The organism is Enterobacter sp. Taxon_8 (assembly GCF_058354585.1).
Window position 1 is genome coordinate 2,410,033 of sequence record NZ_CM177989.1, and the last position, 26,799, is coordinate 2,436,831.

The window sequence follows — 26,799 nt, forward strand, 5'->3', positions numbered from 1 at the left end:
AAAATATGAATAATGGGCAAACTCGAAGACATGGCTTTACTGGTGGAAGTTGCCGAGGCCGGAAGTCTTTCCGCCGCCGGACGTCGCCTGTCGCTTTCCCCCGCGACCATGACGGCCAGGCTGAAGGCGATTGAGGAGCGTTACCAGACGCGCCTGTTTCACCGCTCAACGCGATCCCTCACCCTGACCCGCGCCGGGGAAGAGTTTTACCATGCCGCGCTGCGCGTGCTGGAAGAGATGCATCATGCCGAGTCGTTACTGACGCAAAAAGAGGGCGTGCTCAGCGGCAATATTCGCCTTTCCGCGCCCTCGGATTTTGGCAGACAGTATCTTAGCCCCGCCGTCATTGATTTTTCCCGGCGCCATCCTGACGTTAAATTTTTCATTTCGTTAAGAGAACACGTTGAGGATCTGGTCGCTAACCGGCTGGATATGAGCGTGCGTTTTGGCAACCTGCCGGACAGCAGTCTTGTCGTAAGAAACATCCGCCCGAACCGTCGGGTGCTGGTCGCCTCCGGAGAATATCTTAACGACCGCGGCGTCCCCGCCACGTTTGCCGATTTAGCCCGGCACCGGTGCCTGGCGCTGGAATCGCAGGGCGTGGTGATGAACGAATGGCGCTTTGAAACTAATGGTGAGGAAAGCATTGTTCGCGTTGAGCCCGCCATGGTGTGCGACGACGGAGCATTGCTTCGTCAGTGGGCGCTCAGCGGAGCGGGCATCGCGGGGAAATCGTGGTGGGACGTCAAAGACGACGTTGAAACCGGAAGGCTCACGGTGCTGTTTGCCGACAGCTTCACCGGGTTTAGCCGATACGATCGCAAAGATGTCGGGCTGCAGCTTGTTTACCCCCAGCGCAAACTGCAGCCGCTTCAGGTCACGGCGTTTAGCCAGTTTTTTCTCGACTGGCTTAAAAAACATTAACGTAAAAAACAGTGATACACTTACTCCACCTGGCCGATTGTCCCGTCTTTACGGCGTAAGGCAGCACAATTGTAACCAAAATACAAAATGGTCACTCGTTGCCAACCCTGGCCCGTCACGCTAAGCTTACATAATGACTAAAACTATGAACGCCCCATCAATACGTGGTCCACTTGACCATTCTGTCAGAGAGCAAATCGTCGAAGCGGCCTTTGAGCACTTCGGCCATTACGGCTATGAAAAAACCACCGTCGCCGAGCTGGCGAAATCTATCGGTTTTTCAAAATCTTACATTTATAAGTTCTTCGATTCCAAGCAGGCTATCGGCGAAGTGATCTGCGCTAACCGCCTGGAGCTGATCATGGCGGCGGTGCTTTCCGCCATTGAGGATGCGCCGTCAGCAAGCGAAAAACTCCGCCGTCTTTTCAAGGCGCTCACCGAGGCCGGAAGCGAGCTGTTTTTCCACGATCGTAAGCTTTACGACATCGCCGCCGTCGCCGCGCGCGAGCAGTGGCCGTCGACAGAACGGTATGCAGAAAGCCTCCTGAAGCTGATTGAGACCATCATTATCGAAGGCAGACAGGCCGGAGAGTTTGAAAGAAAAACGCCGCTGGATGAGGTCACTCAGGCTATCCACATGGTGATGTGTCCTTTTATTAATCCCGTTCAGCTGCAGTACAATCTCGAAATGGCTCCCACCGCGGCGGTGCTTCTCTCTTCACTCATTTTAAGAAGCCTTGCCCCCTAATTTGTGACCATTGACATTTTTGGTCACTAGCCAGAGAATGCGGAAACCGTCCTGTTACGTCGAAAAGGTTTCCCATGCTCAGGCTCACTTCAGCCCGCGTTGCCGTTTGTCTCCTGCCGTTTGCCCTGGTGGCATGCGGCGATATTTCCGCAAGTGACGATCCGCGTACAAAGCTACCGCTTGTCCGATCCGCATCCGTCGAGCTTGCGAACAATAGCGCCCGCACCTTCACGGGCGTGGTGGTCGCAAGAACGCAAAGCGATTTAGGTTTCAGAGTTCAGGGCAAAATCCTTGAGCGACTGGTTGATACGGGCCAGACCGTCAAACAGGGTCAGCCCTTGCTGCGCCTGGATCCGGTTGACCTGAAATTACAGGCTCAGGCGCAGCAGCGCGCGGTGGATGCGGCCCAGGCGCGGGCGAGAAAAGCCACCAGCGATGAGGCGCGCTATCGCGGACTTGTGGCGTCCGGCGCCGTTTCTGCCTCGGAGTATGACCAGATCAAAGCGGCAGCCGATACGGCCAGGGCCGATCTCAGCGCCGCCCGCGCGCAGGCCAACGTGGCGCAAAACGCCACGGGATATGCCGTCCTGCTGGCGGATTCAGACGGCGTGGTGATGGAGACGCTCGCCGAGCCGGGTCAGGTCGTCAGTGCCGGACAGGTGACGATCAGGCTCGCCAGAGCGGGACAGCGTGAAGCGCTCGTGCAGCTTCCGGAAACATTGCGCCCTTCCGTCGGCAGCGAAGCGCAGGCCACGCTTTATGGCAATGAAAAACACCCGGTCACCGCAACGCTGCGCCTGCTGTCTGACTCGGCCGATGCCGCGACCCGCACGTATGAAGCCCGCTACGTGCTGGATGGCCTGCTGGCGAACGCGCCGCTGGGGGCGACCGTTACGCTGAACATTCAGGACAATAAAGCGGAAGGTCAGGTCATGCAGGTCCCGCTGGCTTCACTCTATGATGCAGGAAAAGGTCCCGGCGTCTGGCGCATTTCCGCCCAGCCGGCAAAGGTCGCATGGACGCCCGTCAGGGTGCTGAGCGTGGGTGAAGATGCGGCGCAGGTCACGGGCGGCGTGAAGCCCGGTGAGAAGATTGTTGCGCTAGGCGCACATCTTCTGCACGAAGGTGAGGTCGTCAGGCTCGCGAAACAACGCAATAACGCCCTGGCGGAGAACACGCCATGAGCGGAAGCCGCTTCAACCTGTCCGCGCTGGCCGTCCGCGAACGTTCCATCACGCTGTTTCTGATCGTTCTGGTGACGATTGCCGGAATTTACGCCTTCTTTGGGCTCGGCCGCGCGGAAGATCCGCCCTTCACGGTGAAGCAAATGACGGTGATAACCGTCTGGCCGGGTGCGACCGCGCAGGAGATCCAGGATCAGGTCGCGGAGCCGCTGGAAAAGCGCCTGCAGGAACTCAAGTGGTATGACCGTACCGAAACCTATACCCGTCCCGGCATGGCATTTATCACGCTGTCGTTGCAGGACAAAACCCCGCCAGCCGAAGTGCAGGAGGAGTTCTATCAGGCGCGTAAAAAGCTTGGAGATGAATCGCAGCGTCTCCCGGCGGGCGTCATCGGCCCGATGATCAATGACGAATTCTCGGATGTCACCTTTGCCCTCTTTGCCCTGAAAGCAAAAGGCGAACCGCAGCGGCAGCTGGTACGCGATGCCGAAGGCCTGCGCCAGCAGCTTCTGCACGTTCCCGGCGTGAAGAAAGTGAACATTATCGGCGAACAGGCCGAGCGGATTTATGTCGCCTTCTCCCACGACCGCCTGGCGACGATAGGGCTCTCACCCCAGGATATTTTCAAGGCCCTCAACAGCCAGAACGCGTTGACCGCGGCGGGTTCGATTGAGACCCGAGGAGCGCAGATTTTTATCCGCCTTGACGGCGCGTTCGATGAACTGCAGAAAATCCGCGATACACCTTTTGTCGCTCAGGGCAAAACCCTCAAGCTGTCCGATGTGGCAACGGTTGAGCGAGGCTACGAAGATCCCCCGACGATGCTGATACGCAATCAGCATGAACCCGCCCTTCTGCTGGGTATCGTAATGCGCGAAGGCTGGAACGGTCTGGCGCTGGGTAAAGCGCTGGATGCGGAAACGGCAAAAATTAATGATAGCCTGCCGCTTGGCATGTCCCTGACCAAAGTCACCGATCAGTCCGTCAATATTCGCTCGTCGGTCGATGAGTTTATGATCAAATTCTTTGTCGCACTGCTTGTGGTCATGGTGGTTTGTTTTGTCAGCATGGGCTGGCGCGTGGGGGTAGTCGTTGCGGCGGCGGTCCCGCTGACGCTGGCGGTCGTCTTCGTGGTGATGGAGGCCGCGGGAATAAACTTTGACCGCGTCACGCTGGGCTCCCTGATACTCGCCCTCGGCCTGCTGGTTGATGATGCCATTATCGCCATCGAAATGATGGTGGTGAAGATGGAGGAAGGTTACGACAGAATCAAAGCCTCAGCCTACGCCTGGAGCCATACCGCCGCGCCCATGCTGGCCGGAACCCTGGTGACGGCGATTGGCTTTATGCCGAATGGGTTTGCCCAGTCGACCGCCGGGGAATACACCAGCAATATGTTCTGGATTGTCGGCCTCGCCCTGATTGCATCGTGGTTTGTCGCGGTGGTGTTCACGCCCTATCTTGGGGTGAAGATCCTGCCGGCGATCCCCAAAGTAGAAGGGGGTCATGCCGCCATCTATAACACACCCCGCTATAACCGTTTTCGCCAGCTGCTTGGCCGCGTTATCGCCAGAAAGTGGCGCGTGGCCGGCTCCGTGGTTGCCATTTTCATTCTGGCCGTGCTCGGCATGGGGCTGGTAAAAAAACAGTTTTTCCCGACCTCCGATCGCCCGGAAGTGCTGGTTGAAGTACAGATGCCCTACGGCACCTCGATTGCGCAAACCAGCGCCGCCACCGCAAAAATAGAAGCGTGGCTGGGCCAGCAGCCGGAAGCCAAAATCGTCACGGCCTATATTGGTCAGGGTTCGCCCCGTTTTTATCTGGCAATGGCACCTGAACTGCCCGATCCCTCTTTTGCAAAAATCGTGATCCTGACGGACAGCGAGACGTCACGCGAGGCGCTTAAGTTCAGGCTCAGGGAGGCCGTCGCCAGCGGTATTGCGCCCGAAGCCCGCGTGCGGGTGACGCAGCTGGTGTTTGGCCCCTACTCGCCCTTCCCGGTTGCCTGGCGCGTGTCGGGCCCGGATGTCAAACAGGTGCAGGACATCGCCGAACAGGTGAAAGCCGTACTCCAGGCAAGCCCGATGATGCGAACCGTCAACACCGACTGGGGGTCACGCGTTCCCGTCCTGCATTTCACTCTCGATCAAAACCGCCTGCAGGCGACCGGCTTAACCTCCAGCGCCGTTGCCGATCAGCTTCAGTTTCTGCTTTCAGGCGTGCCTGTCACCTCCGTGCGGGAAGATATTCGATCGGTAGACGTCGTTGCCCGCGCGGCGGGCGATATCCGTCTTGACCCGGCAAAAATCGAAGGCTTTACCCTGGTCGGCAATGCGGGACAGCGCGTGCCGCTGTCTCAAATTGGCAAGATAGAGGTCGGCATGGAAGACCCGGTCCTTCGCCGTCGCGATCGCACCCCGACAATTACCGTGCGGGGCGATATTGCCGACAATCTTCAGCCACCGGACGTGTCGGTCGCCATCATGAAGCAGCTCCAGCCGATCGTTGATGCGCTGCCGGCCGGATACCGTATTGACATGGCGGGTTCGATTGAGGAATCGGGCAAAGCGACGCAGGCGATGTTACCGCTGTTCCCGATCATGATAGCCCTGACGCTGCTGATCATCATTTTGCAGGTGCGCTCACTCTCCGCGATGGTGATGGTGTTCTTAACCGCGCCGCTGGGGCTGATTGGCGTCGTGCCGACCCTGCTGATATTTAATCAGCCGTTTGGCATTAACGCGCTGGTCGGTCTGATCGCCCTTTCCGGCATTCTGATGCGCAATACGCTGATCCTGATCGGTCAAATCGATCATAACCAGAAGGACGGCCTTGAGCCGTTCCAGGCGGTGGTTGAAGCGACTGTCCAGCGCGCACGCCCGGTCTTACTGACCGCCATGGCGGCCGTGCTGGCGTTCATTCCCCTGACGCATTCGGTATTCTGGGGCACGCTGGCCTGGACGCTGATCGGTGGAACGCTGGGCGGGACGATTATTACGCTCGTCTTCCTGCCCGCGATGTATGCGATCTGGTTCCGGATCCGCCCCGCGGAACAACGCGTGCAGCACGTTGCTGAAAACGTGTAAACTACCATGAGTAGATAACACTTCTGAGGAAAACATGGTTGTTAAGCGCTTAAGAAAAGAGGATCGCCGCGTGCAGCTGCTGGAGGTTGCGCGAGGGATCGTGCGTCAGCAAGGCACGGAGGCGCTGACGCTTGGCTACCTGGCCGAGCGGGCCAACGTGACCAAACCTATCCCCTACGACCACTTTGGCGATCGTGAAGGGTTGCTGATGGCGCTGTACAAGGATTATAGCGATCGGCAGCTCGCGAAATTCCGCGAGACGCTGGCGGTCGACAGCAAAACGCTGGAGAAGACGATCCGCTTTTTCAGCGCGGCCTATATCGACTGTGCGATTGCCGCCGGGCCTGAAACCGGGCCAATCGCCGCGGCGCTGTCCGGTTCTCGCGCGCTGCAGACGTTTCGGGAAGCATGCGTGGCCGAATGTGCCGACTGCCTGCGCACCGCGCTTTCCCCTTTTATCGTCTTAAAAGGCGTTCAGGGGGAAGCGGTACTGACGGCCATTATTGGCGCGGCGGAGGCGCTCAGCACCGCGGCGGGCAACGGCGTGCTCGCCCGGAACGTGGCGGAAGATACGCTCAGCGGCGCCATGACCGGGGTGCTGGAGACCTACGCGAATAGCACAAAATGATCGCCGGGGGCGGATTGACACCTAAGTTACCAATAGTAATATAGGCGTTACTTCTCCCCCATCTGGAGGTCGCTATGTCTGCAACACATGCCATTAAAAACGCGCTGATCGTGACGGCACACCCGTTCGACAATTCGTTATCCCATACGCTGTCAGCCCGTATTGCCGGGAAATTACGCGAGGAAGGTACGCAGGCTGAGATCGCCGATCTGCATGCTGAAGGGTTTAATCCGTCGATGACCCGCGCCGATCTCGATTTGTATCACGGCGATCCGAGCGCCCTCCCCGATGATATTCTGCGCGAGCAGCAGCGCGTCGAGCGCGCGGATATGCTGGTATTCGTCTTCCCGGTGTACTGGTGGTCGGTTCCCGCGCTGTTGAAAGGCTGGTTCGATCGCGTGTTAACCCTGAACTGGGCGTATAAGGTGGCCGAAGACGGCCGGATTGTGGGCAACTTACGGGATGTTCCCGTCCGCCTGATTGCCTCTGGCGGTAGCGATCTGACCGGATTTGATAAACACGGCTATTCGACGGCGATTCAGACGCAGATTATCGAAGGCGTGTTTGGCTTCTGCGGGTTGAAGAACGTCAAGCTCGATATCCTTTACCAGGCAGACACGGCGACGCCTGAACAGGTTGAGGATTTCCTGAAAGGGCTCGACAGTATTAAATAATATCAGCCAGGCGCAACGCTAACGTTGCACCTACTGATGTTGGTGTATTGAAGAGAATCTCTCACCAGCGCTATAACTGTACGCGATAGTTACGCTAACAGCGAAATAAACAAAGGTCATTGCATGTATCAGTCAGTTCAGCCAACAACCACCCTCACCACCACCGGAACCTTCGGCGGTGCGAGCGTATCTGTAGCAAACGACTGACAAACAGAACCTCACTCCCCGCCGGCCAGGACGGGGAAATCTCTCTCCGTTCACCACCCTTTGAATGGAGAAAGAAAATGGTTTCATCTGACAATGCTCTCTTGATTATCGACATGCAGCAGGGCCTCTTTCGGGGCCCGGTTTCCCCCCGCTCCGCCGATGCCGTTCTGGCCAATATCCGTCTGTTAATCACCAACGCGCGACACGCTCAGGCGCCCGTCTTTTTTGCCCGCCATATTGGACCAGATGATTCACCGCTCTCAGAAAATGGGCCGTTAACACAGCTCATACCCGAGCTGGACGTCCAGGAGCAGGATATGGTTTTCACCAAGCGCTATCCCAGCTGTTTTCGGGATACGGTATTGCTGCGAGAACTTAATCAGAGAGGCATCAAACAGCTGGTCATTGCCGGGATGAAAACAGAGTTTTGCGTCGATACGACCTGCCGGGCCGCACCGGAGCTGGGCTTCAGGACGGTATTAATTTCTGATGCGCATACCACAATGGATAACGCACATTTATCCGCCACTGACATCATTGCGCATCACAACAGCACGCTGGCCGGCCCGTTCGTGATGCTGTCGACTGCCAGCGGCTGGCATTTTAATACGGTCAGTTGAGTTGGCGGGATCGTCTCTCTATCCCGGCGCGCCTTTCCGCGCGTCGGGAAAAGTAGAGAAAATTACAGGGTAAAACCTCCGTCACCCACCTGTGCCTGAGCGTACCATTTCATCAGCTCCGCACTACCGGGCGCGTTCTCAGCCGGTGACCATGGGGCGGTATCGTGCTCCGGAACAGGCTGATAGCCGCCGTGTTTCACCTCAAAAATGACGCCGCCTTTATCCAGCGACAGCACGGCATGCCAGGTACCGGCATCCATCTCCAGCACTTTGCAGTCTTCACCTAACACCACGCGCTGGGTCACGTTACCGCTGTCATCAAAATTCAACACCAGAAAGCGACCGCTCAGAGCCGTCAGCAGTTCAAAGGTGTGCGGATGGCGATGGGGACGAACATAGGTGCCGGGCTCCATTGCAATGGCCAGGCGCTGCACCGGGTCGCTAAGCTCAGGATGTAAATTGCGATGCGCGCGTAAGCGAGGGGAATTAGCCGCCTGCTCGCTTTGCTGCTGCAGGTCACTGAAAGTAATTTGTTTCATATACACCTTTGTGGATGGGATCAGCGGACGGCAACCCGATTGCCGCAGGACGTTATACCATCCTCAAAAGCCGATGAGCTATGGCGTTTGTGAAACAAAACGCTGCAACGTTTTCGCATGCTCTGTTATATCGTGCTCAAAGCAGTGTGATGGACTCATCCAGCCAGCCGGGGAGATGTTCTCTGTACCAGCTCAGGTAGCGATGAAAATCACTTTTTTTCCTTTCGTGCAGAAGTAATACGACTTCAGTCACAATCCATGCTTTAGCGAGAGCAATCTCTCTGGCTAACCTGCCTGTGGCCGAATGCGTGGCAAAAACACAGTAGCGCTCGGCAAGCTGGGAAATGCTATGTTTTGAGCCCATCCCCTTCACCAGAGGAGCAAGGTCAATGGCCGGGCTGCCTGTGCCGAACCTTTCCCAGTCGAAGAGCACCGCATCGCCGTTTTCTCTTCTGCCCCAGTTGCCCGCATTGGTATCACCAGAAATTAAACCTTCCTGACTAAACAAAACGCTGCCCGCCTGCTGAAAACATCGCATCTGCTGCTCGGCGCGGACGGGTAATTCCAAAAGAGATAAGGATTTCTCAAGCGCTGACTCAGACCAGGTATGGCTGTGATAAATCCATCCCGGTTCGGCAGGATAATCGTGAAGGCGCGAAAGTCGTTTCAGTATGTCGTCCCCTGCAACCTCTTCCTGGGAGATCTTATGAGGAACGTATTCGAGCGTCAGGCTGCGTCGATGGGTATCTGCGTGCAACAGTCGAGGGGATTCAACAACGCCAATGAGTGGTTCCGCCGCATGTTCATAAAAGCCGTATTCAACATCACTAACGGGGCATTTTTCTATTACCTGGTTGCCATGTTGATCTGCAATCAATTGGACTTTTGCTGCCCCCATTCTGGACAGGTTTTCGCCAGCCATACCATCCTCAGCTACTCGTTTGGTTACAGAACGTAAGTATAGCGTGATGTGTCAACATTCGAGGTTGAGTAAAACTCACATTGATTCCCACTATTTATCGTTTTTAAAAAGTGATTGCCCTGAATACCATCCCCTCATCCCTGGGATAAAAAAAATATTACTAAGCTTGTATGGAGCACCTATGACTCTCGATGTTTTATTCCCTGTAATAAATATTATCTCGCCGCGTAAATTTAGCGGCGATGCAAATATGCATGAGTTAATAACATTACTTTCAGCAGAAAAAGAAAGTTCAGAAGCGCTTTCGCCTTTCTTGCATCGACTGCATCTTCTGTCTTTCGCCCAAAGCAATCCGGGTAACGCTGAAGAGTTGCTTTCAGCGCATTTGCCCAAAGAAGATGGTCTCCTTCCGCTGCTTGACTTTGCGGACTGGCCAAGGGTGCATTACGCCGCGTCAGGCGAAGTTCAGACGACTGAATCTGAGGAGTACTTTCGTGAAATGACATCGGCTGCCAATCTGTTACGCTCTGCGCTGATCGACGCTGAACGCGCAAAGGGAACGCCTGCGTTTTATATACTGGATAAATTACTCAACCTGAACAGCGCCCTGCCGGATAGATATAAAAAGATGGCAAATATCCCCTACGCATAAATACGTTCAATATGCGGAATATCTCGCAATTAATATTCCGCTATTTATTAAACCCGCTTTTCATTGAAATCAAGACAGGCGATATCCAAAGAAGGCACCACTGGCGCGTTAAGGTTAAGCCAGGCCAGCAACCGTTCAATGCTCTCTCCTCTGAGCGAATTTTTGGGCCAGACAAGATAGTAGCCGTCACCGGTTGCGATGGCTTCCCTGAAGGGCAATGCGAGCAGCCCGCTTTTCAGGGCTTCCAGCGTGAGTCGAAGATCGGCTATAGCAACACCATGTCCGTGCATGGCCGCAAGGCTTCCCTGCTCCAGGGTGTCGAACACGATCCCGCCGCTCATGTCGAGTCCGGGGAATAAGCCCGTCCTTTTAAGCCAGCGTCGCCAGTCTCGTCGGTCCGGTGAGGGATGGATAAGCTCGCACTGGGCAAGCTGATGCCGGGCAGGCTCCAGCAAAGACGGCGTACAAACCGGAATAAGCCATTCGCTGAACAGCAGCCGACTCTCCGTTGACTCGCCGAAATAGCCGTTACCGAGGAGGATCGCACAATCGTAAGGTTCCCGGCTGAAGTCAACCGTGTCGAAGTCCATCCAGACGCTGGCAATTTCGATTTTCGGCTTCGCATGGTTCTCGCGAAAGGATTTAAGCACATTCAGAAGCCATCGCATCGTCAGGGAGCTTGGCGCTTTGAGTCGCAGAAGGTGGTTTTCACTTTTGAATGCGTGACAGGCCCACTCAATATTCGAGAAACTTTCGCTAAGCTGACCGGCCAGAATACGCCCGGCGTCGCTGACCTCCACTCTCGGTCCCTGTCGTTTAAACAGCTCGCAGTCGAACCACATTTCAAGCGTCTGGACATGCCTGCTGACCGCACCCGGCGTGATATTCAGGGCTTCAGCCGCTTTGCTGAAGGAGTTCAGCCGTGCGGCAGCTTCAAACGCGCGCAGCGCATACAGTGGCGGTAAAGACATACGTTCCCTTTCTGTAAGGTGTAATCATGCATTTTTTGTATTATCGGCACACGGTGACTTGTCGCCCAATTCCTCAGACGGGAACGTCAGCAGCAGCTCCCTGAGCAGGGACTCTAGCTGCGCGCGCTGCGCGTCCGACAAGTTGCTCAGTAGCGCATTCTGCGTTTCCGTGTGCACGACCAGCGCCTGTTCGATAAGAGCCTGCCCGTGCGGCGTCAGGCTGACGAGCGAGCTGCGCTTGTCATCGGGATCGGCAATCCGCCTGATAAGCCCTTGTTGTTCAAGACGGTTGAGCCGGTTCGTTATCGCCCCTGAGGTGATCAACAGCGATGTATACAGCTGCGTGGGCGAAAGGCAGTACGGCTCCCCGGCGCGACGCAGCGTGGCGAGGACGTCAAACTCGCCCTCGCGAAAGCCAAACTGCGCCATCGCCTCCGCCCATTCTTTTCCAAGATGCTTCATCAGCCGGAGCATTCGGCCAAAAATTTTCATCGACGAGGCGTCCAGCTCCGGCATGGCGCGGCCCCACTGGCCGACAACGAAGTCTACATGGTCTTTCATTTTCACCCCTGATGGCGTGGGAATTTATCCTGTTGTGCGGTACATCTTACGCAAAAACACATTTTATCTTAACGTTAAGATAAATGCTCGCAGCGATTTGCCCGGGCCATTCACACCCGAAAAGGATTCCATGTTGAAACGCACATCGCCATTACTCTTCGCCATTATCGCTTTTATCGTCGGGCTGAACCTTCGCCCCATTCTGGCCTCGGTTGGACCACTGTACTCCGTGCTGCAGCGCGAAGCGGGGCTGACCGCGACGCAATTTAGCCTGCTGACCACCCTGCCGGTGGCGATGATGGGACTCGCCGCCCTTTGTGGTCCCTGGCTTTTGGCCACAGTCGGAGCCGTACGGGGAATTATGTTCGGGCTGTTCATCCTGCTGGTAGCCTGCTTATTACGCGGTTTTAGCGCCTCACCGGAGAGTCTTATGTGCACCGCGTTACTCGGCGGGGCCAGCATAGGCACTATCCAGGCGTTAATGCCCGCCCTGATAAAAAAGGAGTATACGCAAACTGCCAGCACGATTATGTCGCTATTCAGCACGGGCATTATGGCCGGAGCTGCAGTCGCCGCCGCCAGCGCCGAGCCGCTGTTTTCATGGCTCACGCTCAAGCCCGCACTGGCTATGGCAGGGCTGTTAGCGCTGCTGGCGTTGATAATGTGGTTAACTCTGGTTAAGCATCCTCAGGGGGAAAAACCAGCACGCGAAACCGTTACGCTCTCGTCCTCCCGTACGGCACTACTGTTGCTCTTTTTCGGCGTGGGAACGGGAGCCTATACGCTGGTACTGGCCTGGCTGCCCCCGCTCTATATTCAGGCGGGATGGACCGCACGCAGCAGCGGCTACATGCTGGCCTGGCTGACGTTAACCGAGGTTGTTGCAGGGTTTGTCGTCTCCGCGCTGATTGGTAAATTCCCCGATCGCCGCGTGCCGCTGATCGCCGTATTGTTGCTGCTGCTGGCGGGACTCCTGTGCCTGGTCTTTTCGCCGGGTACAACGCCCGTCTTATCCACGCTGCTGCTTGGCACCGGGATCGGCGCCCTCTTCCCGCTGTCGCTTATCGTCACGTTCGATCATGCGCGAACGCCCGCGCAGGCCGGGAAGTTACTGTCTAAAGTTCAGGGAGGTGGATATATGATTGCCGCGCTTATGCCGTTAATTGCGGGGATCGTTAGCGACAGTTCGGTCTCGCTGACCAGCGCATGGTTGATCATGAGTGCGGGAGTCGTGCTGCTGATCGTCATCGCGCTGAATTTTAAACCCGTCGTGGACGTTCAGGCACGGTGAATGCGATACCAGAATTTAGAGTCGTATTTCAGCCGATCGTGAGATAATGTCAGGGTGAATTTCACCTCATTCAGGAGTGGATATGTTGCAGACGTTACCGGGTGTTAATGTCTTGTTCGTCGCCGGGTTCGGGCCCATATCGCGGGATACGGAGTCCAGCGCCGCGTTTTATGTCCATACACTCGGCCTTCCGCTGAGGCCGATGGAGGGGAACAGCGAATATCTGCTCACTGAAGAGGGCCAGCTGGAAGGCGTGAAGCATTTTGCCGTCTGGCCGCTCGCACAGGCGGCTGCGTCCTGTTTTGGAGAAGAACAGTGGCCCACGGAGCACCCGATACCGCAGGGATGGATTGAGTACGAAGTACAGGATCTGGACTCGGCTACCCGCGTTCTGAGCGAAAAAGGCTATCGGTTGCTGGTGGCTAACCGTATAGAGCCGTGGGGGCAAACCGTCACTCGCCTGCTCAGCCCGGAAGGTTTGCTTACCGGGCTGACGATTACGCCGTGGCTGCGGGGGTAATGGGTTTTATCCTGGCGCGATGCAGACTTGGATGAGGATAATGTCTGCTTTGAGCGAAGAGCGGACATCTTTAGTGGGTTGATTTTGGTGCTCTTACCTCTATGTAGCCATTTTATATGGCTACATTTATACTGAAGTAAGGATTAGTCTTTTCCCGGACCATAATTAAATTTTGTACCTTTGCCAATGGCGTAAAACTGTCCGCCAGCTACGTAATGGACTGTACGTAGTTCATCAGGGGCATCATCAAAAATCCAGTGCCCATTCCTGAAAACGCGGTCATCACTCCATGCTCCGACAATTTCCCCCATGAACAAGTTGTGCTGCTTTTCATTTTCTTCATTGGGTATAACCTTACAGACTAGCCAGCCAGCGCAACCTACAACTAAAGGCAGATCAAACTCTTTCTGATAAAAAAGTGGGATTTTATTGTTTTTTTCGGGTGTGTCAGAATAACTGTGACCGCCTGCATATAAAACCATTTCCATCTGATTTACTACTGGGACCTGGACAACGTAATATCCACTTTTTTCGACAAGGCCGCGTGTAAATGCCTGTGGACCTATAAAAGCCATCACTTTGTTATTGCCTACTAATCCCACCCAGGCAGCTGCCATGACATTTTCAATACCATTATTTTTAGCCGATATCATCGTCGTTGGCCCGACCTGCAATAAACGATAGGCTTTGTTTAACTCTACTGGTTGAATTGACATAATTTACTCTTTTGAATTCTGAAAAGTAAGAGAGGTTGCTTATTTGATTGTTCGATTATATGACTGGAATAGTTGCAAATTAATTGCTAATATCAAAAAACATTATTGCAACTTTCACAACAATCATGAACAAACTTGATGCTCTGAAGTTTTTTATCATCGCCGCTGAGACCCTCAACTTCCGCGAAGCCTCTATAAAGCTTTCGGTTTCACCATCGGTTGTAACACGAACAATCGCTGAGCTGGAGAAACAGCTTGATGAACCCCTTTTCAGACGCAATACTCGCTCGATCTTTCTCACAAGCTTCGGTGAGCTTTTTTTACCTCAAGCCAAGCGACTGCTTGAGGATTCGGAAAAACTATTTCAGACGGCGAAAGATGATAATGAAATGAAGGGTATTGTTCGTATCACATTACTTCGATTTCCAAATCATGAACAAATCTTGTATGAACTTTTGACTGCTCTACGTCCATATCCTGAGTTATTTATCGACTGGCGTTTAGATATGATGAAACTTGATACTATCGAGCATCGTATCGATATAGGTATACGTGTAGGGCGAGAACCTAATCCAAACTTTATAATTAAAAATATCGGGCAAGTTGAACATATTCTGGTTGCGTCCCCTGAACTCATTGCTCGCCTGGGAGCACCAACTGATTTAGAAGATCTTCGACAGCGTTATCCATTTAGTGGTTTAATTAATCCTGAGACGGGAAAATCATTTGAGTTTATGAGTGACGCAGTGAATACTTTTGTCCCTCGTCATATTGAGTTTTATACTACAGACCCATACGCCGAGATTCAGGCTGCATTGGCCGGGAAAACGGTTGTACAATCCAGCGATTTTATCTGTAGGGAGTACTTAGCAAGCGGTCAACTTGTTCCCCCACTGCCTGAACTGCGACAGGAGAAATGGCAATTTTATTTATATCGGCCTTACCAGTTGATTACTCCCAAAAGAGTGACTGTCGTTTTTTCGCTATTAGAAACAATATTACGCAAATATTTCGCATCAAAATAATCTTCTCCTCAACGTCTGCTCCTGGCACAAAGCAGTCATAAGGAAAGGCAGTAAGATCTTCCACAATCGAGGGGCGTCCGTTGCCAGCTTCCATATAATTCATTTTCGTTAGCACTGGATTTGTGGAATGCTCCAGTCACCACAGCACCTAACTCCGCAAAGCCTCAACAATCTCCCCCTCCATTTTCTCTGGGGTAGTCATCGGAGCAAAGCGCTTCAGTGGTTTACCGTCGCGTCCGATAAGAAACTTAGTAAAGTTCCACTTAATTCGCTCACCCAGCACGCCGGGTAATTCGTTTTTAAGATAACGAAACAGCGGATGCGCTGCGCTACCGTTAACCTCAACCTTCTCGAACATCGGGAAACTCACGCCGTAGTTGATGTAACAGGTTTTCGAGATTTCGTCGGCGCCGCCGGGTTCCTGTTTACCGAACTGGTTGCAGGGGAAGCCCAGCACCACTAACCCCCGATCGGCGTACTTCTTGTACAGCGCTTCAAGACCAGCATATTGCGGCGTGAAGCCACACTGGCTGGCGGTATTCACGACCAAAACCACCTTTCCGGCATAGTCGGTCATAGAGGTAAGCTGTCCATCCAGACGGGTGGCGGTAAGTTGATAAAAGCGAGTCATACAAAAATCCCTCAAAGCTGGCCGAAAAGTCACGGTGACCACCCGCAGGGCCGTCACCGTGTAGAAAGTTTACATTCAAGCAGGCTATTTGTGATACATTCCTGGCGCGCCAATGACCACCACACTCGCTATCAGGTATGCAGAACATAACAAAAAAATTTCGCTGGCTTCTGCTTACTCTCCCACTCCTCAGCGGTTGTGGCACGCTTTCACAAATGTCCTCCCCGGAAGGTACTCAGGAACTTCTCACCCATGATTCGCTGGATGGCGACGTTGACAGCGTGGTGCGTCACTACATGGCGCAAAAATCCGTTCCAGGAATGACGGTCGCTGTCATTCATAATCACGGCTCACCCCAGTTTTACACCTGGGGCGTAACCGATGCGGTCAATCGTTATCCGGTCAGGCCCGACACCCTGTTTGCACTCGGCTCGCTCAGCAAAGGGATTACGGCGGAAGTAGTGGCTTGTCTGGTCAATGAAGGGCAACTGAACTGGAACGATAGCCTGGCAACATTATTACCGCCGGGTACGCCGCTTAGCGCGGATGCACAAAAAATCACCCTGCTTGAACTGGTAACCCACACCTCCGGCCTGCCGCGTCAGAATATGGATGTTCCGATGCTTGGAAAATTCATCAGCTATTTAAGCACGGGCGATAATTTCTACGGCGAGCTGGATAGCGATAACGTGCTGCGTTACCTCGCCGACTGGCAAGCGCCAAAGAGCAAAGTGCCGCAATACTCCAATACCGGCTACGCGCTGATCGGCTATATCCTGAAACACAAAACAGGCGAAGATATCCAGAGTTTAGCCTCGCGCTATATTTTCCATCCGCTGCAAATGGCTAACAGCAGCTTTACGCCACAGCAGCTAAAAGGATACCCGCAGCGCGCCCTCGGCCACGCGGGCGATCAGCCGAAATTCATCCCGCGCGGACAGCTCACGCCGGACTGGCATTTTTCCAACAACATGGTGGCGGCAGCAAGCTTATACAGCAACGCGGAAGATCTGGCGGCCTATGCGCGCTATCACGTATCGACGACACACAATCCCTTGCTGGACAGCGTCTTTGCCGAAGTCAGAAATACCGATATTCAACGTCCCGACGGGATACAGGGTATTGCCTGGACCACCGACTTTATCGGTATGGAAAAAATCACCTATCAGGTCGGCTATATCGGCGGCTACTCTAGCTTTATCGGTTATGACAAAGAAAAAGGCAATGCGGTGGTGGTGCTGCAAAATACCTTTAACTGGAGTAATTACATTGGCATCGCGCTGTTGATGGATATGGCGAAAAAAGACAGCCTTATTATCTCTGGCAACCGTTTTGCGAATAATGGGATGCCTGAACGCGTTTATCAGCAATTACGGTGAGTGCCCGCCGTCAGATTAAGGCCTGATGCGCCAGATCTTCACGAGTCGGCCCCTGAAAGTAGATGGTACTAATATGGCAACTTCGAGGCTGAGTCAGCACAAAACGCATCGTTTCCCAGATGGACCGTCCATTCACCAGACGCTCCCCCATTCTTGTTTGACGATCGACATGCGCATCTAAACCGGTCAGTTCAAAATCAGGCGGATATAACCCGGTTACCCGAATATTTTCTTTGGATAAGTGTGCTGACAGTTTTGTTAGAAAGCCGCTTAGCCCGTGTTTACTGGCAAAAAAAGCGGGATGGGCAATGGAATCTGTAAAGTTCGGAATACCGCATGCGGATATAATCGTAATGATGTCTGCGTCGTCTGAGCGTCGCAATCCTGAAAGCAGCGTCTGGGTGAGCAGGATTGAACCTGTCAGGCCTGAACTAACGGTATTGACGATTTCAGAGCTCGATTGTTCGTCTATTGTTCCTGACAGCCACTGAGCAGCATTCAGTATTAAAATATCGATTGGCCTGTCTGAATGTAAGACTTGCGAAGAGAACTGAGAAACGGATTCCGGCTGGGCTAAATCACAGAGATACCCTCTTGCCACACACCCTTCAGCCGCGATGAGGGCGCAAGTTTTTTCTATATCCTCCTCGCGACGGGCGCTAAAATCAACGTCAACGCCCTCTCGCGCCAGCCAGACGCAAAGCGCCTGACCAAATCCCCCGCCGCCGCCCGTGATAACAGCGCGTTTTCCTCTCAGCATAACTCTGCGTCCTTTATCGTGATGAGTCTGTGTCGGAGGATTTATAGCATGATGAGGCGGGGTCACATCTTCCCGTTAGTGCCCTGGCGCAGACTTCCCGTCCTACACCGCCGACTTCGGCCTTAAATTCTCATCAAACGTCAGCCGCTTCCGTTCAGGCTCAACCTCGCGCAGCGGTTCAACCTGATGCATCGTCAGCTTGCAGCGCTCCACCAGCACCTGGTATTCCCGCGTGCCCTGCTGCTTCCAGGCGAGCTCCTGCTCGCTCAGCTCGCGAATCGCTTTGGCCGGGCTGCCGATAATCAAATGGTTGGCGGGCATCTCCGCTTTCGCCTTCACGAACGCAGCCGCGCCGACGATGCTGTTTTCACCAATGACCGCCCCGTCCATCACCACCGCGTTCATGCCCACCAGCGCATTGCGGCGGATCACGCAGCCGTGAAGAATGGCGCTGTGGCCGATATGCCCGTCCTCTTCCACCACCGTGTCCTGCTCCGGGAAGCCGTGCATCACGCAATTATCCTGAATGTTCGCCCCGTCTTTCACCACGATACGGCCAAAATCACCGCGCAGGCTGGCGTTAGGACCAACATAAACGCCTTTGCCCAGAATCACGTCGCCAATCAACACCGCCGTTGGGTGAACGTAGCTCTCGTCAGGCACGACCGGCGTCAGACCATCAATTTGATAAACAGGCATCTTCCCTCCTTATGCGCTTGTGAGACCACCAAAGCGCTGATAGTAGAGCGTGCCGGGCACGGGCAGTTCGCCGACGGAGGTTTCGCCCTTCTCGCTAACAAACGCCAGCGCTCCCGGCGCGACACGCTGATAGATATTTATGCAGAGCTGTCGGGCGCTTTGCCCCGCCCAGTGCGCGGGCAGTAACTCTTCCGGCAGTAGCGGATCCTTCAGCACCACGCGACGATAAAAGTGAATCAGCAGCAGCTGGATCTGGAAGCAGCGTTCCGGCGTCAGCTCCTCGGGCGCGGCCTCTTTCAGCAGCGGCAGCAGCGGCCGGAACGAGCTGATAAACGACTCGTACATCGCGTTTTGCTCGGTTAACTGCCAGCACTCTTCCACGCGTGAACGCAGCGCGGCGCGGGAGAGCGCCAGCGGCGAGTGGGCTTCAAAGAAAATCACGTTTTCCGCCACGCCGGCATCGTGAAGCAGGGACTGCACGTCCGCAAGATGCTGCGACGGCGAGGCCATCAGGCTCGGCGCCAGCGTGCCAAACCCCTGCCAGATCAGCTGCTTTTTAACGTCGGCCAGGGTGGTTTTATCCAGCCCCTCGGAGAGCAGCAATAGCCATTTTCCGTCCCAGGCGGGCAGTTCCGCGCGGTAGATCTTATTCTCCGCGCGACGCGTCAGGCGCAGCCCCTTATCGCTCAGGCGGTAAAAGCTACGTCGTCCGATGCGCGAGACGTCCAGCCAGCCCTCTTTGTTGAGGCGAAACAGCGCGGTACGCACGAACCGTTCGCCAAACCCCATGCCTTCCAGTAAGGCAGCCAGGCTGCCGAGCCAAATCTCACCGCCGCGATGGGAAAGCGCGTCACCGTATAACGAGGAGATAAGCGAGGTCCCGCTGACGGGAACGGAGCTGACCGCGTGCTGGATAAAGGCGTCGAGTTTATTCATGTGATTCATTCTGTTGTTATTTTTGTCCTGGATGAATCATAGCATAGGATTCTGGGATAGCCCTTCACCCTAACCCCCTCCCTTTGGAAGAGGGCCGGGGTGAGAGGAAACTTAACCGTTGGCCGCCGCTTTACGCAAATCAAACACCCGGCAGGCTTTTCCCTCCGAGCGCGGGATGCTGCCGCAGTTCACGATCGTGACGTCTGTGGAAATCCCCACCATCGACTTAATGCGGTGGCGCAGCTGGTGGCACACCTGACAACGCTGCTCGTGGGTCAGCGTGAGGCTGCTCTCTTTTAGCTCCACCTTCACGGAAAGTGAATCAAGATGTCCGCGACGGTTCACCTCCAGCTGGTAGTGCGGCGAAAGATGTTCGAACTTCACGATCTCCTCTTCCAGCTGCGACGGGAAGACGTTGACGCCGCGGATGATCAGCATATCGTCGCTGCGGCCGCTGATCCGGTCCATACGGCGCATGCTGCGCGCGGTGGCCGGGAGCAGGCGCGTCAGGTCGCGGGTGCGGTAGCGGATCACCGGCAGCGCCTCTTTGGTCAGCGTGGTGAACAGCAGCTCGCCCTGCTGGCCGTCATCCAGCGGCGTGCCGTCGTTCGGGTTGACGATCTCAGGGTAGAAATGATCTTCCCAGATGGTCGGGCCGTCGACGGTTTCGATACACTCCATCGCCACGCCCGGGCCCATCACCTCGGAGAGGCCATAGATGTCCAGCGCCGTAATGCCCAAGCGTTTTTCAATTTCGCGGCGCATGGCCTGCGTCCACGGCTCGGCGCCGAAGACGCCCACGCGCAGGGAACAGCCGCTGGCATCGCCGCCCATCTGGCGCTCCAGCTCCTCAATCAGGTTGAGGCAGTAGGATGGCGTCACCATGATCATGTCCGGCTGGAAATCACGGATCAGCTGCGCCTGTTTCTCCGTCTGGCCGCCGGACATCGGGATCACCGTCGCGCCTAAACGCTCTGCGCCGTAGTGCGCCCCCAGCCCGCCGGTAAACAGGCCGTAGCCATACGCCACGTGAATTTTGTCCTTCGCGCTGCCGCCCGCCGCGCGCAGGGAGCGGGCCACCAGGTTGGCCCAGTTATCAATGTCGCCCTGCGTGTAGCCGACAACAGTCGGTTTGCCGGTGGTGCCGGAAGACGCGTGAATGCGCACCACCTGCTCCATCGGCACGGCAAAGGTATCGAACGGATAGTTATCCCGCAGGTCCTGCTTGGTGGTGCACGGGAATTTACGGATATCCGCCAGCTCTTTGAAATCGTCAGGGTGAACGCCCGCGGCGTCAAACTTGCGTTTGTACATCGGCACGTTGTTGTAGGCGTGATGCAGCGTCCATTTCAGACGCTCTGTCTGCAGCGCCTGTAACTCGTCAAGGGAGGCCGTTTCAATCGGATCAAGCTTTGTTGTATTTGTCATTGTAGGGTACTCACATTGTTTTTATGCTCAAACACGCTCAAGGATCATGGCAATGCCCTGACCCACACCGATGCACATCGTACACAGCGCGTAGCGCCCGCCGCGTCGGTGCAGTTCATTACTCGCGGCCAGCGCCAGCCTGGCGCCGCTCATGCCCAGCGGGTGGCCCAGCGCAATCGCGCCACCGTTCGGGTTAACGTGCGCGGCATCGTCCGGCAGGCCCAGCTGACGCAGCACGCCCAGCGCCTGCGCGGCGAAAGCTTCGTTAAGCTCGATGACGTCCATATCGTGAATACTGAGTCCGGCGCGCTCCAGCACCCTGCGGGTGGCCGGCACCGGGCCGAGCCCCATCAGACGTGGCTCCACGCCTGCCGTCGCCATCGCCACGATCCGCGTGCGCGGGACTAACCCCTGCGCCAGCGCCATCTTCTCGCTGGCGACGATCAGCGCCGCAGCGCCGTCGTTGACCCCGGAGGCATTCCCCGCCGTGACCACCCCGTTCTTACGGAACGGCGTTTTCAGCCCGGCAAGCTGTTCAAGCGTGGTGTCCGCGCGCGGATGTTCATCCACGCTGAACGCTGTGATCGCACCTTTTTTACCCGGCACCTGCACCGGCACGATCTCCTGCGCCAGAATGCCGTTCTGCTGTGCCAGCGCGGTACGCTGCTGGCTGCGCAGGGCGAACGCGTCCTGATCGGCACGGCTGATATTTAACAATTCAGCTACATTCTCTGCCGTTTCCGGCATACTGTCAGTTCCGAATTGCTGATGCATGAGCGGATTCACAAATCGCCAGCCGATGGTGGTATCAAAGATCTCCGCCTGACGCTGAAACGCGGCGGTGGCTTTGCCCATCACAAACGGCGCGCGCGACATCGACTCCACGCCGCCCGCAATCAGCAGCTCGCCATCGCCCGCCTTAATGGTGCGCGCGGCAAAACCAATCGCGTCCAGCCCGGAACCGCACAGGCGGTTAATGGTGGTTCCGGATACCGTCTGCGGCAGCCCGGCCAGCAGCGACGACATGCGCGCCACGTTGCGGTTATCTTCCCCCGCCTGGTTGGCGCAGCCGAAAATCACGTCGTCAATCCGCCCCAGATCGAGCTGCGGGTAGCGGGCCAGCAGCGCGCGCAGCGGAACGGCACCGAGATCGTCAGTTCGAACAGCGGAAAGCGCGCCGCCGTAACGGCCCACCGGGGTTCGAACGCCATCACAAATAAATGCGTCACGCATCAGGCCTCTCCTGTCACGCTGCCGCCGATGCGGTGAGATTTTCCGCGAAAAAGGGCGACGGTTTTCTGTTGTTGGTTCTGGATTTCAATGTCGTACACGCCGGTCATCTTGCCCTGATGCTTCACCCGCGCGGTGGCGGTGAGCGTGTCCCCGGCGAAGCCCGGACGCAGGAAATCAATCGAGCAGCCGGAGGCCACCGCCGCCAGCCCCTGACTATTGCAGGCGTAGGCAAAGGCAGTGTCCGCCAGCGAAAACAGCTGCCCGCCGTGGCAGGTTTTGTGGCCGTTCAGCATCTGCGGGGTGATGGTCATGGTTACCACCGCGTAGCCCTCGTCCATCTCGACAATGTCCATCCCCATCGCCTGCGCGCAGGCGTCCCGTTCGTACATGGTGCGGGCGTTATGCCAGGCGTTATGACTCATAGCTACTCTCCAGAAGCGCGCGCTGGCGCAGCAGTGAACAGGGGCGATAGCGCTCTTCGCCGTAATGACGCTGCAGGTTCTCCAGCAGCGTCAGCAGGCGCTGCCAGCCCAGGCGCTCACCCCAGGCGATCGGCCCGCTCGGGTAGTTCACGCCCAGGCGCATGGCCGTGTCGATATCCTTCTCGCTGGCGACCCCTTTTTGCAGGGCATCCAGCGCTTCGTTGGCAATCATCGCCAGCGTTCGCCAGATCAGCAGGCCGGGATAATCGGCAATTCGCACCACCCGGTGTCCCTGCTGCTGCAGGTAGCGGATAGCTTTTTGCGTCGCGGTATGCGGGTTGCTGGCGGCGGCGGCAATGACCGCCACGTCACGCTCAATCCGGTCGACCACAACTACCGGGCCGTTGAGCCGCAGCGCCAGCGCCTGCGCGGTCTCTCCCTGCGTTTCAATCAGGTACACATCATCAATTTCTGTGACACCGTCACGTATTTTTTCCACGCGCATCGGGCTATAGCTGTCGTTCACCGACTCAACCCACTGCACGTCAGGTTTGTCGCCCTGCCAGTCGTACACGCCCTTCCCGCTTTTCTTGCCCAGCCTTCCAGCCAGCACCAGCTCCTGCTGGACCAGCGAAGGCAGAAAACGACGCTCCTGCCAGAAGGCGTTAAATACCGAGCAGGTCACCGCAAAATTCACGTCCTGGCCAATCATGTCGGTCAGCTCCAGCGGCCCCATCGGGAAACCGCCGCCGTCGCGCAGGGCGGCATCAATCACCTCAGGCGGGGCGACCTGCTCTTCCAGCGCGCGCCAGGCTTCGGAATAAAACGGACGCGCGACGCGGTTGACGATGAACCCCGGCGTTGACTGGCAGCGAACGGGCTGTTTGCCCCAGTTCAGCGCCAGCTCGCACAGCGCGTCGGCCACTTCCGGGGAGGTCCCCAGCCCGCTGACCACCTCCACCAGCTTCATCACCGGCGCCGGGTTAAAGAAATGCAGCCCTGCGACGCGCTCCGGGTGGTGGACGTCCGCCGCAATCGCCGTGACGGAGATGGAGGAGGTATTGCTGGTCAGCACCGTCTGCGGCGGGCAGATCTCAGCCAGCTGGGCAAACAGCGCCTTTTTCACCTCCAGCCGCTCGGAGGCCGCTTCAATCACCAGATCGGCCGCGGAGAGCGCGTCGATCTCCGTGACGGGAACAAGCCGGGCAAGGGTCTGGCTCCCGGCATCGGCGGAGAGTTTTCCGCGCGTCACACGGGAGGCCAGACGCTGGCGGATCCCGTCGATAGCGCGGGATACCGCATCGCTGGAAATGTCATAGAGCAGCACCTGATGCCCGTGGCTGGCCGCCACTTCGGCAATCCCGGCACCCATCGTGCCGCTGCCGATCACGGCGACCGTACGTATGTTCAGCATCTTATTTCCCCGTAAAGTTCGGCGCGCGCTTCGCAAGGAAGGCGCTAACGCCCTCGCGGTAGTCGTCGCTGCGCCCGGCCAGGCGCTGATAGTCGCGCTCGAGATCGAGCTGAGCGTCCAGAGTATTGATTTCCGAAGCATTGATCGCCTGCTTGATCAGCCCCAGGCCGAAGGTCGGCTGCGACGCAAAATGCAGGGCCATCTGCTGTGCCGTGGTGGAGAGCTGCTCGTCATCCACCACCTGCCAGATCATGCCCCACGCCTGCGCCTGTTCGGCGCTGAGCTTGTCGCCGAGCAAAGCCAGCCCCATGGCGCGGGCGCGTCCGGCCACGCGCGGCAGCAGCCAGGTGCCGCCGCAGTCCGGCACCAGACCGAGCTTGCTGAAGGCCATCACAAAGCTGGCGGAGCGCGCCGCAATCACCATGTCGCACCCGAGCGCCAGCGTGGCGCCCGCGCCCGCCGCCACGCCGTTAACGGCACAGATGACCGGCTTCGGCAGCTTTGCCAGGCGGCGCACCAGCGGGTTGTAGAAGGTTTCGACGGACATGCCCAGATCCGGCGCCGGGCCGTTGGGGTCGACGTTGCGGTCGTTCAGGTCCTGACCGGCACAGAAGCCGCGTCCTGCCCCGGTGATCAGCAGGCAGCGGATAGTGTCATCGCGCTCGGCCTGTTTCAGGCACTCGGCCAGCTGCTGGTGCATCACGTCGTTAAAGCTGTTCAGACGCTCCGGACGGTTCAGCGTAATGGTCATCACGCCCTGTTCTACATGACTGAGAATAAATTCCACAATTAGCGTCCTTTAAAGTCGGGAGTGCGTTTTTGTAGGAAGGCGTTGATGCCTTCCCGGCGGTCTTCGGTGGCAGAAAGCAGCGTAAACAGCTGGCGCTCCTGGGCCAGACCGGCCTGAAGCGGCACCTCCTGGGACTGGCGCAGAGCCTGTTTGGCAGCCTGCAGCGCCAGCGGCGAGTGGCGCGCCATCAGGGCCGCCTGCTTCAGGGCATACTCCAGCGTCAGCGCCGCCGGGAAAACATCGCTCACCAGCCCGGCGCTCAGCGCCTGCTCTGCGGTAATGCTCTCACCGGTCAGCACCATTTTGCTGGCCAGCGATTTACCGACGCAGCGGATAAGACGCTGGGTGCCGCCCGCGCCGGGCATAATGCCCAGCGTGATTTCCGGCAGGCCGAAACGGGCGTTGTCACCGGCAATCACCACGTCGCACAGCAGCGCCAGCTCGCAGCCCGCCCCCAGGGCGAAGCCGTTTACGGCGGCGATCAGCGGTTTAGGAAAAGCATTGATACGCGCCCACAGCTGCGGGCGGATATCGTTCAGCGTGGCGAGCAGGTCTTTCTCCGCCATTTCGTTGAGATCGGCCCCGGCGGCAAAGCAGCGCTTGCTGCCGTAAATCACGCAGACGGAAATCTCGGCATCCACGGCGGCGGCCTCAAGCTGTTCCGCAAGCTGGGTCAACAGCGCGTTGTTGAGGGCGTTGCGCGCCGCCGGACGGTTTAGCGTCAGCTGCAGCACGCGGCCATGACGGGTAACAATCAGTTCGCTCATGCCATCCCCTTCGCGTCGAAGTCGACGATCACGTCGGCGGTTAACGGCAGCGACTGGCAGCTCAGCACATACCCGGCCGCCAGCTCGTCCGGCTCCAGACTGTAGTTGGTTGCCATGTCCACCTTCCCGCGCAGCACTTTGCATTTACAGGTGGCGCAGACGCCGCCCTTGCAGGCATACGGCAGATCCGCTCCCTGACGCAGGGCGGCATCGAGAATGCTTTCGTCGTCCGCCGTCAGGGTGATTTCACGGTCGCGCCCGTCCTGGCGAACGGTCACTTTTTGTCCACCCACCTGCACGTGCGCCGCGCGCTTAACGGTGATTCCGGAGGTGTTAAAGCGCTCAAGGTGAATGGATTTGTCCGGCATCCCCAGCGCCTTCAGCGTGGCTTCCGCGTCGTCCATCATTGCCGACGGGCCGCAGATAAACGCCTCGTCATACTGGCGGAAGTTGATCAGGGTTTTCGCCAGCGCCTGCAGCTTTTCCCCGTCGATGCGGCCATAGAGCAGGTCGCTGTCCAGCCGCTCCTGGCTGAAGATGGAGAGCAGCTGCAGCCGCTGCGGGTATTTGTCCTTCAGGTCCGCCAGCGCCTGGCGGAACATCATGCTCTGGCTGCTGCGGTTGCCGTAGATCAGGGTGAAATGGCTGTTCGGTTCGGTCGCAAGCGTCGCGGAGATAATCGCCAGCATCGGGGTGATCCCGGAGCCTGCCGCAATCGCCAGATAGTGGCCTTCGCGTTCGGCCCGGGGCTGGTAGCCAAACTGACCCTGAGGAACCATCACCTCCAGCGCCATGCCCGCTTTGATCTCATCCCGGGCATAGCGGGAGAAGCGCCCGCCTTCAATCGCTTTGACCGCCACGCTGATTTCGCCCGGGGCGGTACTCCGGCAGATAGAGTAGCAGCGGCGCAGCTCGTCCCCGCCAAGCGTCGTTTTTAACGTCAGGTGCTGGCCGGGACGGAAGCGGTAGGCCTCCTGCAGGGCCTGCGGCACCGCAAAGGTGATGGTCACCGCGTCGCGGGTTTCGGGTTCCACTTTTGCCACTGTTAATGAATGAAACGTTGTCATGGCAG

Annotated in this window: 28 protein-coding genes; 12 read left to right on the top strand and 16 right to left on the bottom strand. The window is 56.9% G+C overall.

The genetic code is table 11. The features are described 5' to 3' along the window. The first annotated feature begins 12 nt into the window (after positions 1 to 12). From AC4IBF_RS11345 to AC4IBF_RS11375, 7 genes are all read left to right on the top strand, one after another. Positions 13 to 924: a LysR family transcriptional regulator gene (locus tag AC4IBF_RS11345; RefSeq protein ID WP_136194814.1), complete on the top strand. Its 912-nt coding sequence runs from the start codon at positions 13 to 15 to the stop codon at positions 922 to 924. A 133-nt stretch (positions 925 to 1,057) separates the two neighbouring features. Further along, positions 1,058 to 1,672 (top strand): TetR/AcrR family transcriptional regulator, encoded by a 615-nt coding sequence (locus tag AC4IBF_RS11350; protein WP_252092855.1) that lies wholly within the window; start codon positions 1,058 to 1,060, stop codon positions 1,670 to 1,672. Between the two features lie 74 nt (positions 1,673 to 1,746). Further along, positions 1,747 to 2,856: an efflux RND transporter periplasmic adaptor subunit gene (locus AC4IBF_RS11355; protein ID WP_252092854.1), complete on the top strand. Its 1,110-nt coding sequence runs from the start codon at positions 1,747 to 1,749 to the stop codon at positions 2,854 to 2,856. Beyond that, positions 2,853 to 5,942, top strand: coding sequence for an efflux RND transporter permease subunit (locus tag AC4IBF_RS11360; RefSeq protein ID WP_491462822.1), 3,090 nt, complete (start codon positions 2,853 to 2,855; stop codon positions 5,940 to 5,942). The genes AC4IBF_RS11355 and AC4IBF_RS11360 overlap by 4 nt, the downstream gene beginning before the upstream one ends. 34 nt (positions 5,943 to 5,976) lie before the next feature. Further along, entirely contained in the window at positions 5,977 to 6,570 is a 594-nt protein-coding gene (locus AC4IBF_RS11365; protein WP_111964699.1) for a TetR/AcrR family transcriptional regulator, read from the top strand. A gap of 74 nt (positions 6,571 to 6,644) precedes the next feature. Beyond that, the gene (locus AC4IBF_RS11370; protein ID WP_491462823.1) at positions 6,645 to 7,244 is read left to right on the top strand and encodes an NAD(P)H-dependent oxidoreductase; all 600 of its coding nucleotides are present in this window, start codon (positions 6,645 to 6,647) and stop codon (positions 7,242 to 7,244) included. A 284-nt stretch (positions 7,245 to 7,528) separates the two neighbouring features. Continuing rightward, positions 7,529 to 8,071: a cysteine hydrolase family protein gene (locus AC4IBF_RS11375; RefSeq protein WP_491462824.1), complete on the top strand. Its 543-nt coding sequence runs from the start codon at positions 7,529 to 7,531 to the stop codon at positions 8,069 to 8,071. A gap of 62 nt (positions 8,072 to 8,133) precedes the next feature. Here AC4IBF_RS11375 and AC4IBF_RS11380 read toward each other — a convergent pair whose 3' ends face one another. Both AC4IBF_RS11380 and AC4IBF_RS11385 read right to left on the bottom strand, forming a co-directional pair. Next, positions 8,134 to 8,610 (bottom strand): WbuC family cupin fold metalloprotein, encoded by a 477-nt coding sequence (locus tag AC4IBF_RS11380; RefSeq protein WP_014883727.1) that lies wholly within the window; start codon positions 8,608 to 8,610, stop codon positions 8,134 to 8,136. A gap of 136 nt (positions 8,611 to 8,746) precedes the next feature. Further along, positions 8,747 to 9,532 carry a phosphotransferase family protein gene (locus AC4IBF_RS11385; RefSeq protein WP_136194808.1) on the bottom strand — a complete coding sequence of 262 codons (786 nt, stop codon included), beginning with the start codon at positions 9,530 to 9,532 and terminating at the stop codon, positions 8,747 to 8,749. Positions 9,533 to 9,713: 181 nt separating this feature from the next. Here AC4IBF_RS11385 and AC4IBF_RS11390 point away from each other — a divergent pair, with 181 nt between their 5' ends. Then, the gene (locus AC4IBF_RS11390; RefSeq protein ID WP_325813420.1) at positions 9,714 to 10,184 is read left to right on the top strand and encodes a hypothetical protein; all 471 of its coding nucleotides are present in this window, start codon (positions 9,714 to 9,716) and stop codon (positions 10,182 to 10,184) included. Positions 10,185 to 10,231: 47 nt separating this feature from the next. Here AC4IBF_RS11390 and AC4IBF_RS11395 read toward each other — a convergent pair whose 3' ends face one another. Then, complete coding sequence (locus AC4IBF_RS11395) at positions 10,232 to 11,155, bottom strand: LysR substrate-binding domain-containing protein (RefSeq protein ID WP_491462825.1); 924 nt, start codon at positions 11,153 to 11,155, stop codon at positions 10,232 to 10,234. A 24-nt stretch (positions 11,156 to 11,179) separates the two neighbouring features. Then, positions 11,180 to 11,716 carry a MarR family winged helix-turn-helix transcriptional regulator gene (locus AC4IBF_RS11400; protein ID WP_133294339.1) on the bottom strand — a complete coding sequence of 179 codons (537 nt, stop codon included), beginning with the start codon at positions 11,714 to 11,716 and terminating at the stop codon, positions 11,180 to 11,182. 130 nt (positions 11,717 to 11,846) lie between these two features. On the opposite strand from AC4IBF_RS11400, the gene AC4IBF_RS11405 reads away from it, so the two are divergent. Then, positions 11,847 to 13,007: an MFS transporter gene (locus AC4IBF_RS11405; protein ID WP_491462826.1), complete on the top strand. Its 1,161-nt coding sequence runs from the start codon at positions 11,847 to 11,849 to the stop codon at positions 13,005 to 13,007. A gap of 82 nt (positions 13,008 to 13,089) precedes the next feature. Further along, positions 13,090 to 13,527 carry a VOC family protein gene (locus tag AC4IBF_RS11410; protein ID WP_491462827.1) on the top strand — a complete coding sequence of 146 codons (438 nt, stop codon included), beginning with the start codon at positions 13,090 to 13,092 and terminating at the stop codon, positions 13,525 to 13,527. 143 nt (positions 13,528 to 13,670) lie between these two features. On the opposite strand, the gene AC4IBF_RS11415 is transcribed toward AC4IBF_RS11410, so the two are convergent. After that, a complete protein-coding gene (locus tag AC4IBF_RS11415; protein WP_409245152.1) occupies positions 13,671 to 14,243 on the bottom strand; it encodes a flavin reductase family protein in 573 nt (190 codons plus the stop codon). Positions 14,244 to 14,368: 125 nt separating this feature from the next. On the opposite strand from AC4IBF_RS11415, the gene AC4IBF_RS11420 reads away from it, so the two are divergent. Next, positions 14,369 to 15,268 (top strand): LysR family transcriptional regulator, encoded by a 900-nt coding sequence (locus tag AC4IBF_RS11420; protein ID WP_491462828.1) that lies wholly within the window; start codon positions 14,369 to 14,371, stop codon positions 15,266 to 15,268. 148 nt (positions 15,269 to 15,416) lie between these two features. On the opposite strand, the gene AC4IBF_RS11425 is transcribed toward AC4IBF_RS11420, so the two are convergent. Then, positions 15,417 to 15,899, bottom strand: coding sequence for a glutathione peroxidase (locus AC4IBF_RS11425; RefSeq protein WP_252092847.1), 483 nt, complete (start codon positions 15,897 to 15,899; stop codon positions 15,417 to 15,419). A 137-nt stretch (positions 15,900 to 16,036) separates the two neighbouring features. Here AC4IBF_RS11425 and AC4IBF_RS11430 point away from each other — a divergent pair, with 137 nt between their 5' ends. Beyond that, the gene (locus tag AC4IBF_RS11430; RefSeq protein WP_252092846.1) at positions 16,037 to 17,278 is read left to right on the top strand and encodes a serine hydrolase domain-containing protein; all 1,242 of its coding nucleotides are present in this window, start codon (positions 16,037 to 16,039) and stop codon (positions 17,276 to 17,278) included. Between the two features lie 10 nt (positions 17,279 to 17,288). Here the strand turns inward: AC4IBF_RS11430 and AC4IBF_RS11435 are convergent, their stop codons facing one another. The 10 genes from AC4IBF_RS11435 to paaE all read right to left on the bottom strand — a co-directional run bounded on the left by AC4IBF_RS11435 (position 17,289) and on the right by paaE (position 26,794). Next, positions 17,289 to 18,038, bottom strand: a complete 750-nt coding sequence (locus tag AC4IBF_RS11435; RefSeq protein WP_252092845.1) for an SDR family oxidoreductase — start codon at positions 18,036 to 18,038, stop codon at positions 17,289 to 17,291. A 102-nt stretch (positions 18,039 to 18,140) separates the two neighbouring features. Further along, positions 18,141 to 18,737, bottom strand: coding sequence for a phenylacetic acid degradation protein PaaY (gene paaY / locus AC4IBF_RS11440; protein WP_025757959.1), 597 nt, complete (start codon positions 18,735 to 18,737; stop codon positions 18,141 to 18,143). 9 nt (positions 18,738 to 18,746) lie between these two features. Continuing rightward, positions 18,747 to 19,682 (bottom strand): phenylacetic acid degradation operon negative regulatory protein PaaX, encoded by a 936-nt coding sequence (gene paaX, locus AC4IBF_RS11445; RefSeq protein WP_028016008.1) that lies wholly within the window; start codon positions 19,680 to 19,682, stop codon positions 18,747 to 18,749. Between the two features lie 102 nt (positions 19,683 to 19,784). Then, positions 19,785 to 21,101: a phenylacetate--CoA ligase PaaK gene (gene paaK, locus AC4IBF_RS11450; protein WP_136194799.1), complete on the bottom strand. Its 1,317-nt coding sequence runs from the start codon at positions 21,099 to 21,101 to the stop codon at positions 19,785 to 19,787. 27 nt (positions 21,102 to 21,128) lie between these two features. Further along, positions 21,129 to 22,334, bottom strand: coding sequence for a 3-oxoadipyl-CoA thiolase (gene pcaF, locus AC4IBF_RS11455; protein ID WP_143345055.1), 1,206 nt, complete (start codon positions 22,332 to 22,334; stop codon positions 21,129 to 21,131). After that, positions 22,334 to 22,756 carry a hydroxyphenylacetyl-CoA thioesterase PaaI gene (paaI, locus tag AC4IBF_RS11460; protein WP_143345054.1) on the bottom strand — a complete coding sequence of 141 codons (423 nt, stop codon included), beginning with the start codon at positions 22,754 to 22,756 and terminating at the stop codon, positions 22,334 to 22,336. Before paaI ends, pcaF begins: the two co-directional genes overlap by 1 nt. Beyond that, on the bottom strand, positions 22,746 to 24,170 hold the full coding sequence (gene paaH, locus AC4IBF_RS11465; protein ID WP_143345053.1) for a 3-hydroxyacyl-CoA dehydrogenase PaaH: 1,425 nt from the start codon (positions 24,168 to 24,170) through the stop codon (positions 22,746 to 22,748). The genes paaI and paaH overlap by 11 nt, the downstream gene beginning before the upstream one ends. A 1-nt stretch (position 24,171) precedes the next feature. After that, a complete protein-coding gene (gene paaG, locus AC4IBF_RS11470; protein WP_491463319.1) occupies positions 24,172 to 24,960 on the bottom strand; it encodes a 2-(1,2-epoxy-1,2-dihydrophenyl)acetyl-CoA isomerase PaaG in 789 nt (262 codons plus the stop codon). Further along, positions 24,960 to 25,727, bottom strand: a complete 768-nt coding sequence (gene paaF, locus AC4IBF_RS11475; RefSeq protein ID WP_136194795.1) for a 2,3-dehydroadipyl-CoA hydratase PaaF — start codon at positions 25,725 to 25,727, stop codon at positions 24,960 to 24,962. The genes paaG and paaF overlap by 1 nt, the downstream gene beginning before the upstream one ends. Beyond that, positions 25,724 to 26,794: a 1,2-phenylacetyl-CoA epoxidase subunit PaaE gene (gene paaE / locus AC4IBF_RS11480; protein WP_136194794.1), complete on the bottom strand. Its 1,071-nt coding sequence runs from the start codon at positions 26,792 to 26,794 to the stop codon at positions 25,724 to 25,726. Before paaE ends, paaF begins: the two co-directional genes overlap by 4 nt. Between the last annotated feature and the right edge of the window lie 5 nt (positions 26,795 to 26,799).